Annotated in this window: 12 protein-coding genes; 3 read left to right on the top strand and 9 right to left on the bottom strand. The window is 72.4% G+C overall.

The window, feature by feature from the left end:
• Window positions 1-10: 10 nt before the first annotated feature.
• Window positions 11-796: a histidinol-phosphatase gene (hisN, locus tag MUY14_RS31915; protein ID WP_247014613.1), complete on the bottom strand. Its 786-nt coding sequence runs from the start codon at window positions 794-796 to the stop codon at window positions 11-13.
• Between the two features lie 42 nt (window positions 797-838).
• On the opposite strand from hisN, the gene MUY14_RS31910 reads away from it, so the two are divergent.
• Together MUY14_RS31910 and MUY14_RS31905 are read left to right on the top strand one after the other, a co-directional pair.
• Window positions 839-1,534, top strand: a complete 696-nt coding sequence (locus MUY14_RS31910; RefSeq protein ID WP_247025344.1) for a response regulator transcription factor — start codon at window positions 839-841, stop codon at window positions 1,532-1,534.
• 3 nt (window positions 1,535-1,537) lie between these two features.
• Window positions 1,538-2,821 (top strand): ATP-binding protein, encoded by a 1,284-nt coding sequence (locus MUY14_RS31905; RefSeq protein WP_247014612.1) that lies wholly within the window; start codon window positions 1,538-1,540, stop codon window positions 2,819-2,821.
• A 220-nt stretch (window positions 2,822-3,041) separates the two neighbouring features.
• On the opposite strand, the gene MUY14_RS31900 is transcribed toward MUY14_RS31905, so the two are convergent.
• The 8 genes from MUY14_RS31900 to MUY14_RS31865 all read right to left on the bottom strand — a co-directional run bounded on the left by MUY14_RS31900 (window position 3,042) and on the right by MUY14_RS31865 (window position 10,603).
• Window positions 3,042-3,674, bottom strand: coding sequence for a response regulator transcription factor (locus MUY14_RS31900; protein ID WP_247025342.1), 633 nt, complete (start codon window positions 3,672-3,674; stop codon window positions 3,042-3,044).
• A 118-nt stretch (window positions 3,675-3,792) separates the two neighbouring features.
• A complete protein-coding gene (locus MUY14_RS31895) occupies window positions 3,793-4,437 on the bottom strand; it encodes a response regulator transcription factor (RefSeq protein WP_247025340.1) in 645 nt (214 codons plus the stop codon).
• Between the two features lie 17 nt (window positions 4,438-4,454).
• A complete protein-coding gene (locus MUY14_RS31890) occupies window positions 4,455-5,309 on the bottom strand; it encodes an NAD(P)H-binding protein (protein ID WP_247014611.1) in 855 nt (284 codons plus the stop codon).
• A 10-nt stretch (window positions 5,310-5,319) separates the two neighbouring features.
• A complete protein-coding gene (locus MUY14_RS31885) occupies window positions 5,320-6,609 on the bottom strand; it encodes an MFS transporter (RefSeq protein WP_247014610.1) in 1,290 nt (429 codons plus the stop codon).
• 207 nt (window positions 6,610-6,816) lie between these two features.
• Entirely contained in the window at window positions 6,817-7,311 is a 495-nt protein-coding gene (locus tag MUY14_RS31880) for a GNAT family N-acetyltransferase (protein WP_247014609.1), read from the bottom strand.
• 4 nt (window positions 7,312-7,315) lie between these two features.
• Window positions 7,316-7,843, bottom strand: a complete 528-nt coding sequence (locus tag MUY14_RS31875; RefSeq protein WP_247014608.1) for a GtrA family protein — start codon at window positions 7,841-7,843, stop codon at window positions 7,316-7,318.
• Window positions 7,844-7,881: 38 nt separating this feature from the next.
• Window positions 7,882-8,379 carry a GtrA family protein gene (locus tag MUY14_RS31870; protein WP_247014607.1) on the bottom strand — a complete coding sequence of 166 codons (498 nt, stop codon included), beginning with the start codon at window positions 8,377-8,379 and terminating at the stop codon, window positions 7,882-7,884.
• Between the two features lie 10 nt (window positions 8,380-8,389).
• Window positions 8,390-10,603, bottom strand: coding sequence for a sigma-70 family RNA polymerase sigma factor (locus MUY14_RS31865; RefSeq protein ID WP_247014606.1), 2,214 nt, complete (start codon window positions 10,601-10,603; stop codon window positions 8,390-8,392).
• Between the two features lie 269 nt (window positions 10,604-10,872).
• Between MUY14_RS31865 and MUY14_RS31860 the strand changes: the two genes are divergently transcribed.
• On the top strand, window positions 10,873-11,721 hold the full coding sequence (locus tag MUY14_RS31860; protein WP_247014605.1) for a GGDEF domain-containing protein: 849 nt from the start codon (window positions 10,873-10,875) through the stop codon (window positions 11,719-11,721).
• Window positions 11,722-11,736 lie beyond the last annotated feature (15 nt).

The raw sequence follows: 11,736 nt of genomic DNA, 5'->3' as shown, positions 1-11,736 counted from the left end.
CTCATGGCATTCAGCGCTTGAGGATCGCCAGCGCTTCGTCGTGCACGAGGCCGTTGGTCGACAGCGCGCTCCCGTTGTCGTAGCGCCCGCCGCCGTCCAGGTCGCTGAACCGCCCGCCCGCCTCGGTGACGATCACCTGCGCCGCCGCCACGTCCCACGGGTTCACGATGCACTCCGCCGCGACGTCGAGCGCGCCTTCGGCGACGAGGACGTGCTGCCAGAAGTCGCCGAACGCGCGCGATTCCCAGCACGCGTTCACCAGGTCCAGGTACTTCTCGCGCGAGTGGTACTCGACCCACGAGTTCAAGTCCGTTGTGGACAGATAAGCGTCCGAAAGGGACGAAACGCCGGAGACCGCCAGCCGGCGCGTCCCCGAGGAGTCCGAAGAGAACGCGCCGGAGCCCGTCGCCGCCCACCAGCGGCGGCCCAGCAGGGGCGCGCTGATCATGCCCACCACCGGGTCGCCGTCTTCGACGAGCGCGATCAGCGTCGCCCAGACGGGTACGCCGCGGAGGAAGTTCTTGGTCCCGTCGATCGGGTCGAGCACCCACGCGCGGCCGGTCGCCGCCGAGCCGCCGCGCTCTTCGCCGAGCACCGCGTCGGCCGGGCGTTCCGCCGCCAGCAGGTCGCGGATCGCGTCCTCGACCGCGGTGTCCGCGTCGGTCACCGGGGTGCGGTCGGGTTTGCGCGAGACCGCCAGGTCCAGGGCGCGGAACCGCGCCGTCGTGATCGCGTCGGCGGCGTCAGCCAGCCGGGTGGCGAGGGCCAGATCATCTCCGTAGCCAGGCACGGTCACGATGGTTTCACGCCCCGGCGTCGTAGAGTCGACCAGGTGAGCATGGTCCTACTTGCCGAAGACGATCCGGCCATCGCCGAACCGCTCTCCCGCGCCCTCGAACGCGAGGGATACGAGATCCACGTCGTCACCGACGGTCCTTCGGTCCTCAACGCCACCGCCGCCCAGCGCGTCGACCTGCTCGTGCTGGACCTCGGCCTGCCGGGGATGGACGGCCTGGAGGTGTGCCGGCGGCTGCGCGCCAACGGCACCGAGCTGCCCGTCCTGATGCTCACCGCGCGCACCGACGAGGTCGACTTCGTCGTCGGCCTGGACGCGGGGGCCGACGACTACGTCGCCAAGCCGTTCCGGCTCGCCGAGCTGCTGGCCCGGATCCGCGCGCTGCTGCGCCGCCGGGTGCCCGAGGTGCTCGAGGCGGGCGGGGTGCGGATGGACGTCGGCGCCCGGCTGGTCACCGTCGACCTGCACGAGGTGCAGTTGGCGAACAAGGAGTTCGAGCTGCTGCGCGTGCTCATGAGCCGCGCCGGGCAGGTCGTCAGCCGCGACGAGATCCTCGCGGAGGTCTGGAACGACCTCGAGTCGAAGACGTCCAAGACGCTCGACATGCACATGTCGTGGCTGCGGCGGAAGCTCTCCATCGCCGCCGACGAAGCCGCGGGCCGCACCAGCAAGGCCCACGACGGCGAACGGCGGATCGCGACCGTCCGCGGCGTCGGCTTCCGGTTCAACGCCGAATAAGCCGTGCGCCGCCGCATCCTGCTGGCCATCCTGCTCGCGGTCGCCGTCACCGCGGCGGTCCTCGGCATCCCGCTGGGCATCGTGGCGAGCTGGCAGATCGAGTCGAGCTACCGCGAGACCCTCGCCGAGAACGCGCGTGCGGCCGCGGCGATCCTCGACACCGAGATCGCCAACGGCCAGGAGATCGACCTCGACCAGGTGCGCGCCGCGGTCCCGGTGAACGGGCTGCTCACCGTCCGGGCCAGCGGCCAGATCGAGAAGCGCTACGGCAGCGACCCGGGCCGCGACACGGTCACCGAGACGGCCGACCTCGCCCGCGACGGCAAGGTCGAGATCGCCGTCCCCGCCGGGCCGATGCACGAGCGGCAGACGACGGTGACGCTCGTCGTCGTCCTGCTGGTGCTGCTGTCGATCGGGACCGGCGCGGTGGTGGCGATCGCGACGGCGCGGCGGCTGGCGAAGCCGCTTCGGCACGTCGCCGAACGCGCGGCCCGCCTCGGCGGCGGCGACTTCCGGCCCGACCCGAGCCGCTACGGCGTCGGCGAGCTCGACATGGTCGCCGAGGCGCTGGACGCGTCCGGCACCGCGCTCGCCCAGCTCGTGCAGCGCGAACGCCAGCTCGTCGGCGACGTCTCGCACCAGCTGCGCAGCCGCCTGACGGCGTTGCAGCTGCGGCTGGAACCGCTCACCGTGCACCCGGACGAAGAGGTGGCCGACGAGTCGAAGGCCGCCCAGGAACAGGCCGACCGGCTCGCGGAGGCACTGGACGAGCTGCTGGCGGCGGCGCGCGCGGCCCGCGAGGTCGGCGCGGAACCGGTGGACCTGCCCACGCAGCTGCCGGAAATGGCCCAGGAGTGGCGAGAGCTGCTTCGCTCGGAGGGCCGCAACCTGCGGATGCGCGTGGCCGAGGGCCTGATGGCGCGAGCCACGCCCGGCCGGCTCCGCGAGGTCATCGGGGTGCTGCTCGACAACGCGCTGCGCCACGGTTCGGGAACGGTGACGCTGGCCGCCCGCCGCGGCGACGCCGAGGGCACGGTGGTCATCGAGGTGAGCGATACGGGCCCCGGCGTGCCGGACGAACTCGCCCCGCACATCTTCGAACGCGGCTTCTCCGGCGGCGGCTCCACGGGCGTCGGCCTGGCACTGGCCCGCGCCCTGGTCGAGGCCGACGGCGGGCGGCTGGAGCTGTCCCACCGCCGCCCGGCCGTTTTCAGCCTCTTCCTCAAGGTGCCGCGGCCCAGCGACGTCCCGGAAGTCCGGTGGCCCGCCGAACGAGTCCCGCGCTAGCGGCCACGCGCGGGGCGGGTCGCGGCTCGCGGGTTTGCCGCAAACCGTGCGGTGACGAGCTATCGCCCCAATGCGGCCTTGGTTGCGGCTGACGCACCGAAGGCGGAGTTGGGTGCGTCAGCCGCACCGACGGCCACATTGGGGCGCTCGGCCCGGCCGTCGAACAACCTGCGACGTTGCTCCCACAGCGCGAAGCGGAACAGCCCTGGACGATCACGGCTCAGATCAACCCTTCCCGCAGCGCGTACGCCACCGCGTGCGACCGGTTGCGCAGCTGGAAGCGGTTGGTCACGTCGTGCAGGATGCTCTTCACCGTGCGCTGCGAGTAGCACAGCTGGTCGGCGATCTCCTGCGTCGAATACCCGGCCGCCACCAACCGGAGCACCTCCGTCTCCCGGTTGCTCATGCCACCCATCTGCAGGCCGCGTGGCTGGAGGACCTGGCGCTGCAGGCGGGAAACGCGGTTCAGCAGCCGGCCGAGCAGGTCCGGCGGCAGGGCGCCCTCGCCCGCCGCGGCCGCCTTGATCAGCCGGACGAGCACCTCCGGTCCGGCGTCGGCGCGGCGGGCGACCGCGCAGACGCCGTGCTCGACGGCGTTCAGGACCTCGTTGTCGTCGACTTCGCCCGCGATCAGCACGATGCGGGTGAAGCCCTGGTGGTGCAACGCGGACAGCAGCTGGTTCATCGTCTCGTCGAGCCGGTCGGCGACCAGCAGCGCGACCACGGCCGGGCCGGCCGCGTCCCCGTCCACCACCCGGACTTCGTCCCGCGAACGCAGCGCCACGCAGACGCCGTTGTGCAGGATCGGATCGGTGGCGCGGACCACCACCGGCGTCCTGTCGGATTCGAACATCGTCACCCATTCCCCTCGAACGGTGCGAAGGGGTACACCCCCCACGTCACCACAGTGCCCGTAGAGGTGTCCCGGGCGCATGGGACCGGCGTCCCGATGTTGCCCGGTTGGCTGCCCGTCAGGACCGGCCGAGGCCCGCGTCCCTGGCCCGGACGATCGCCTCGGCGCGGTCGGTGACGTGCAGCTTGGCGAAGACGTTGGAAATGTGGTTCCGGACGGTCTTCGGGCTCAGGCACAGGGTGTTCGCGATGACGCCGTTGCTGTGCCCGGCCGCGATCAGCTCCAGCACCTCGCGCTCGCGCGTGGTCAGCTCCGGGAACACCGGTTCGCTCGCGGGCGCGGACTGGCTGAAGAAGCCGAGCACGCGGTTGGCGATGTCCGGCCCGAAGATGGCTTCGCGCCGGGCGACGGAGCGCACTGCCCGCAGGATCTCGTCCGGCTCGGCGTCCTTGAGCAGGTAGCCCCGGGCACCGGCGCGCATCGCCGCGAAGACCGACTCGCTTTCGTCGGCCATCGTCAGCATCAGCACGCCGGTGTCCGGGTTGGCCGTCACGATGTGCCGGGCCGCTTGGATCCCGGAGAGGTCGGGCAGGTGCAGGTCCATGACGACGACGTCGGGCCGCAGCGCGGCGGCGGCGTCGACCGCGTTCGCGCCGCTGGCGGCCTCGCCGACGACCTCGATCCCCGGTTCGTTCCCCAGCAGCGTCACCACGCCGAACCGGAACAGCGGGTGGTCGTCCACGACCAGGACGCGCAGGCCCATCCCGTCACCTCCCGCCGTCACCCCCTGTAAGGGTAGGGGAATGCGGCCGCGTTCTCACGTGCCCATTTCGCGAAGTTCAGCGGCGGCCTGCCGAGCACGCGTTCCACGGTGTCGAAAACGACGTGTTCGTGCCCGGCGGACGCCTCCTTGAGCGCGAAGAAACCGTCGACGGCTTGGGCGGGCCAGCCGTACTCGCGCATCATCCGCGCACGAGCCGCGCTACGCGGTTCTTCGACGTATTCGATCGGGCGACCGACAGCTTCGGAAAGGAGCGCGACCTGTTCCCGGGTGGTGAGGGCTTCGCCGCCGGTGAGTTCGTAGGTCGCGCCTTCGTGGTCCGACGTCGTGAGGGCGAGGGTCGCGACCGCGGCGATGTCCCGGACGTGCACCAGCGCGGAAGCCGGATCGCCTTCGGGTACGTACACGGCGTTCTCCCCGCGGATGGAGCCGCGCCAGGCGAACCGGTTGTCCATGAAGGCGCCGGGTCGCAGGATCGTCCAGGACGGCCCGGCTTCGCGGATCGCTTGCTCGGCTTCGGCGTGGGCGCGCGTGATCGGGTCCGGCTGTCCGAAGTGGACACCGGTGGTGGACAGCTTGACGAGGTGGGTGGCCCCGGCCTCGGCGGCCGCCCGGGCGACCGCCGCTTCCCTGTCGGCGCTGTGCCCCTGGGTCAGCACGAACACGCGGTCCGAACCGGCGAGCAGCGCGGGCAGGTCCCCGGTGTCCAGGTCGCCCTGGACGACTTCGGCGCGCGGGTCGATCCGGGCCTTCGCCGGGTCGCGGGTCAGGGCGCGGACGGCGGCGCCGGCGTCGAGGAGGGCGGGGACGAGGGCGCGGCCGACCTTGCCGGTGGCGCCGAGTACGAAGATCATCGTGGTTCTCCTAGCGGTGGAGCGGGACGTGGGGGAGCGCGAACGCCGTGACGAGGGCGAGCGCGAGGACGGGCAGCAGGGCGAGGAAAACGCCGTGCGCGCCCGCGGTGTAGGCGAAGCCGAGCGCGACCGGCCCGAGCGCGGAGCCGAGCGAGCGGGCGAGGTTGACCGCGGCGGCGACCGCGCCGCGATCGCCCGGTGGCGCGGTGTTCTGCGTGGCCAGCGCCAGCACCTGGAGGTTGAGGCCGGCCGCGAGGCCGAAGACGACCAGGCAGGCCAGGATTTCGACGAGCCCGTGCAGCGTCGTCAGTCCGAGCACCGCGAGCAGGCCGAGCGCCATGCTGAGCCGCGGCGCCCACCGGTAGGCGCCGGTGCGGGCGATGACCTTGCTCGCGACGACGGAGGAAAGCGCGACGGCGATGGTCATCGGGACCAGCCGCAGCCCGCCTTCCCCGGGGCCGGCGTCGGCCTGCAGGTAGCCGGCGATGTAGTTGACCGAGCCGAGGAACGAGAACCCGGCGAGCACACTGAGCAGCACGGACACGGTGAAGGTCCGGTCGCGGAAGAGCCTGAGCGGGAGCACGGGCGCTTCGGCCCGGCGTTCGACCACCACGAACGCGAGGGCCGCGACCGTCCCGAGCCCGGCCGACCACGGCGTGAGCAGGGTGAACCCGGTGATCGCGACGCCGAGGAGGACGACGCCCGCGAAGTCGAACGGCGCGTCTTTCCGCCGTCGAGGTAGGTCGAGGGTCGTGAGGAGGGCGACGGCGAGCAGCCCGAGCGGCAGGTTGACGAGGAAGATCGACCGCCACCCGGCGAGCCCGGTCAGGAAACCGCCCGCGACCGGCCCGGCGAGGGAGGCGACGGCGAAGCAGACCGAGAACCACCCGAAGTACTTCGCACCTTCGCGGGGCGAGAAGAGCTCGCCGAGCGAAGCGCCGACGGAGACGAAGAGACCGCCGGCACCGGCGCCCTGCAGCACCCGCCCGGCGATGAGCCATGCGGCCGACGGCGCCAGGCCGCAGGCGAGCGAACCGAGCAGGAAGAGGGCGAGCGCGCCCAGGAGCACGCGTTTGCGGCCGTGGACGTCCCCGAGCTTCCCGTACAGGGGAGCGGTGACGCTGCCGGCGAGCAGGTAGGCGGTGGTGACCCAGGCGTAGGCGCCGGTCCCGTCGAATTCGGCGGAGATCCGGGGAAGCGCGGTGGCGACGGCCTGGGCGTCGAGCATCGCGAGGAAAACGGACAGGAACAGGCCCACGAGAGCCGTTTTTCGGGCGCGCTGAGGCGCGATGGTGCTCAAGACGAAGTCCTTTTTTCGTCAGAAGGGACGAGAGGTGCGGACGCGCGGAAAAACGCGTCCCGTCGAGTCGGGAAAAGGCTCCATCGTCACCCGCTGGGCGGGTGCGACCTCTTCGCGCTCGGAAACCACCTCGAATCGTCCCGCTCGCCCGGCCGAACCCGGGCGGCGTCCTCACGAAGGAACACTGACGAGGATGACTCTAGACAACTACATGTCGGAAGACAAGGAGTTTTCGATCCAGTACCGGCGGACCCGGCGATCCGGCGACGCTTCGAGTACCCCGCCGTTGCGCTCGATGGTTCTCGCCGAGGCGACGTTGTCCGCCGCGCAGACCAGCAGGACGCGGGACATGCCCAGGGTGCGCGCTTCGCCCAGGATCCGGCCCAGCGCCCAGCTCGCCAGCCCGCGTCCCCGCGCGGACGGCCGGATGCCGTAGCCGACGTGGCCGAACTGCCGGACGAACTCACCGAAGCCGTGCCGCAGGGCGATCCCGCCGAGCACCCGCTCGCCTTCGACGATCCAGCGGTAGGTGCAGGGCTCGGTGTTCAGCCGCGCCAGCCAGGCCGCGAAGCCCGCGGCGGTGCCGACCCGGTCGGCCGCCTGAAGGCCGAAGCCGTCTTCGTGCGCACCCGGGCCCCACTCGGCGTGCGCGTCCCGCCAGGCGGCGTGCCACCGGACGTCGGGCGGGATCAGCTCGGGCAAGCGCTCAGCGCAGCCGAGTCACCGTGTCGCTGTCCCGGCGCCGCTCGCCCAGCTCGTCCGGGAACACCCACTTCTTGAAGCCCCAGAACCGGAAGAACATCGCGAGCAACATGCCGATGATCGACCCGCTCGCGAAGTCCGCGACCTCCTGCACCAGCCGCGTCACGTGCGGCATCTCCAGGTGGAGCACGTACCTCGACACGTACAGCGGGATCAGGTTCACCACGACCGCGATCCCGCTGATCACGAAGAACAGCGCTGCTTCGTGGTGGCGTTCGCGGCCGCCGCGGGTGCGGAAGGACCACTCGCGGTTGAGGATGTACGACACGATCGTCGCCACGATGATCGCGATCGCCTTCGCCGTGGTCGGTTTCGGCTCCAGCACCGTCAGCTTGAGGACGTACCAGACCCCGTTGTCGACCAGGAACGTCGTGCCGCCCACGATCGCGAACTTCAGCAGCTCCCGGTGCTTGATCAGCACCGAACGCAGTGGTTCCGGCGTGCGCTTGAGCACGGTTTCCACAACGGTCACACCACGCAGTCTAGGAGCACACCGCGGTGACCTGTGGTTCAGGCGGCTTTCCGGTCCTGAATGTCCGGATCCTCAAGGGTCGCCGCGACCCGCCCGGACTCGTCCGGGAACACCCACTTCTTGAACGACCACCAGCGGAACGCCGTCCCCAGCAGCGTCCCGATGACGATGCCGCTGACGAAGTCGGCCACCTCGACGCCGAACGGCGACAGCCGCGGCGCCTGCAGGTCCAGCACGTACCGCGAGAACCACTGCGGCAGCGCGTTCAGGCCCAGCGCGATGCCGCTGAACAGGAAGAACAACGCCGCTTCGTGCGCCCGCTCGCGGCCGCCGCGGGTGCGGAACGACCATTCGCGGTTGGCGACGTAGGAAAAGATCGTCGCGACCAGGACGCCCAGGATCAGCGCCGTCACCGGGTGGGTCCGCAGCACGGTGAACTTCAAGCCGTAGTTGACGGACATCGTGATCACGAAGCTGATCCCGCCGACAACGGCGAAGCGGAGGAGCTCGCGATGCTTTTTCAGCAGCTCGCGCACCGCGCGGACGCTACCCCGTGAGCCAGCCGAAAGCCTTTTCGGGGGTGACGGTCGGCTGCTTCGGGCCCGGGTTCGTGCCCGGCCGCGGCGGCGCGCTGGACGTGGTCGTCGACGCCGGGGGCTCGGCCGACGGCTCGGTCTCGGTCGTCGTCGGCGGGGTCGAGGAAGGCTTCGACGGAGCCGGCTTCGACGGCTTCGTCGGGGTGGTCGACGACGACGGCGGTGTGGTCGTCGGCAGCGGGTCCTCGCCGCACCAGTGGTGCCAGCAGCCGAAGTCGACCGTCACCGGCCGCGCGGACGCCTTGCCGAGCTGCGCCGTGATCGTCACGCGCCCGTCGTCGGGGCGGCCCTTCAGCCGCACCCACAGGTTGACGTGCTGCCCGGGCGCCAGCGCGCTCTTCGTCGTGCAGGTCGCGCCGTCGCCGGACGGCTCGCAGGGGAAGCCGCGCAAGCTCCACCACTGCCAGAGCGGGTGGTCGAAGGTGACCGTGACCGGCTTGTTCGTCTCGCCGGTGTTGCGGACGCGCACGTAGACCAGCGGGTTGCGGGTCCACGGGAACGCCGACAGCCCGTCGCCCTGCGCTTCCAGGACCACCGCGTCCGGCGGCTGCTTCACGGTGACTTCGACGCTCACCCGGACGTTGACCTGCACGCCCGCGGTGACCGTCCCGGTGACCGTGCCGCCCTTGGCGTCGTCGTCGGCCCGCAGGCGGAAGTTCAGGGTGGCGCTCTGGCCGGGCTGCAGGCCGCTGCCGGTCTTGCAGACGACCGTGCCGTCACCGCCCGGGCAGTTCACCGAGATCGGCGCGCTGCCGCCCTGCGCGAACGCCATCGGCGCGCCGCCGCCCGCCGCGTCGACGGCGTGCACGCCCGGCGGCAGCTTCAGCGCGACGGCCACCGGCTCGGACACGCTGCCGCCGTCGTTGCGGACGGTGATCGGCAGGTTCGTCGCGGAGCCCGGGCTCAGCTCGACGCCGTCCGGCGGGGTCGTCGCCGACATCGACGGCGGGGCCGGCGCGGACGGCGCCGGGGGTGCCGGCGGCGCGGGTGCGGGCGGCTGGACGGGCGGCTGCGCGGGTTCCACCGGGGGCGGCGCGGGCGGGGCCGGGGGCTGCGGCGGCTGCGGAGCGGGCGGCTGAACCGGCTGGGGCTGGGGCTTCGGCGCGGGTGGCTGGACGGGCTGGACGACCGGGGGCGGCACGGCGGCCGCGACCGGGATCTCCTGGGCCCCGCCGCCGGCGGTGAGCGCGACGACGACGGCCGCGACGACCGCCGCGCCCGAGGCGGCCACTCCGGCGAACTGGCGGGGTCCGGCCGCGGCGGCGCCCGCGGCCGCACCGGCCTTGCCCCCGGCGGCCGCACCCGCGGCGGCGGCCGCACCGGCTGCCGCCGCCGTGGCCGCGCTCGCCTTCGCGGCGCCGATGGTGGCGAGGTAGCCGAGGGCCGCGCCGCCCAGGACGATCGGGGCGATGATCGCGCGCAACCCGCCGTTGACGTCGGCGAGCTCGGCGGCCAGCGCCCGGCAGTTCTCGCACTCGTCGAGGTGGTTCTCGACCTGGTTGCGTTCGCGCTTGGACAGCCCGTCGCGCGTCCAGGCACCCAGCCGGTCGGCGCAGGCGCGGCAGCGTTCCTCGGCGTTCTCCTGCAGGTGGACCTGGAGGTAGGCCTGCCGGAGGCCTTCGCGGGCGCGGTAGGCGAGCGCGGAGACGCCGTTCGCGGTCAGCCCGAGCAGCGGCGCGACCTCGGCCGGGCTCTGCTGCTCGATCTCGGTGTGCCAGAGCACCGCCTGCCAGCGTTCGGGCAGCCGGGCGAACGCCTTCGCGGCCATCGTCCGTTCGAGGCCGGCGACGGCGGTGTCGGAGAACGGGACGGTCAGCGCCTCGGCGGCGGCCCCGCCGACGTCGGACATGTCCTCGTTGAGGTCGACCCGGCGTTCCTTGCGCGTGCGGTCGTACGCCGTGTGACGGAGCGCGGTCAGCAGGTACGCCCGGAAGGCGGTGTCCGGGCCCTTGCCGCCACGCAGCGTGTCCAGCACCTTGGCGAACGCCTCGGACACGAGGTCGTCCGCTTCGGAGCTCGAGCGGGCCAGCTGACGGGCCAGGTTGTGGGCCGCGCCGGTGTGCCGTTCGTAGAGGGCGCCGTAGGAGGCGATCTTCCCCGAGCGGACCTCGGCGATCAGCTCGGCGTCACTCTTTCCGCTGAGATCGGCGGGAACGGTGGACACGGCACTCCTCGGTCGGCTAGGGCCAGGACCTGCCATTACAGGCCGGTCCGGGGCGCGAGACAAGTGTGACTGACCCACCCCGGGCCGTCACGCGGTGGTCGGGGTGTTGACTCCGACGGCGCAGCAAAATCACCCACCCCCGGGTGTCGGCGTGGAAAAGCTTCTTAACAAAACTCGCCAGTACGCGTCACGGGGTCCGGCGAGGCACGTCCTCACCGTGAAGCACCGATCAAGATCCACACGCACCGGACGAAAGGGATGGGGGGCCAGTGGACGTTCCGGCTACGCGCTCCGGCCCCGGTGACGTCCCGCCCCAGGCCCAGTCCGAGCGCGATCGCTCCCTGCGCGCGTTGCGCGCCCGCTGGCGCACGGCGAGCCTGGCCGCGGGCTGGCGGTTCCCCAGCGACTGGGCCCTGCCCGAGGTCGACGCCGTCTGCGCGGCCGTGATGGCCAAGGGACGCGTCGAAGCCGCCGAAACCGCGCTGGCCGGGCTGGCCAGGGCGCGGGCGGCGGCCGGTGCGGGGCTCGCGGAAACCCTCGCCGACCTCGCCGCGCTGCACGCCGTCCTCGACCACGCCGGCGACGGCTTCGTCTCGCCGGACGTCGACGCCACGCCGTCGCGGCTGCTCCGGACCACCGCGCTGGCCTGGGCCGACGTCGCCACCGACCAGCTCGTGCACACCGAGGTCACCGACCCGCTGACCGGCCTGCCCTCGGCCGCGTACCTGCGCACCCGGCTCTACGAGGTCTACCAAGCGGCCGCCGCGCGCGAGCGGCCCGCGGCCGAGGAGCACGTGCTCCTGGTCGTCTCGCTGGACCTCAGCACCGTCGCCGGGTTCCCGCGGCTGACCGGGATGATCCTGGTCGCGGACGCGCTGCGGGCGGTGTTCGACAGCGGGCAGAGCGTCGCTTCGCTCGGGCCGTCCGTCGTCGCCGCGCTGGTCCCGAAGGACGACCGGGTCGGTTCGCACGGCGTGGCGCTGCGGCGGGCGCTGAACGAGCGCCTGTCGGTGGACGCGCAGCTGGCCGACGCGGGGCAGCCCCGCGTGTCCGCGGTGCGGCTGCCCGCCACCCACGAGCTCGCGTGCGACCTGCTGGCGCAGCTCGCGCGAGCGTAGAACGCCCGAAAAGTC

The organism is Amycolatopsis sp. FBCC-B4732, from assembly GCF_023008405.1.
GTDB lineage: Bacteria > Actinomycetota > Actinomycetes > Mycobacteriales > Pseudonocardiaceae > Amycolatopsis > Amycolatopsis pretoriensis_A.
Note: the sequence above shows the minus strand (reverse complement) of the source record. Positions and strands in the feature narration are given on the sequence as shown.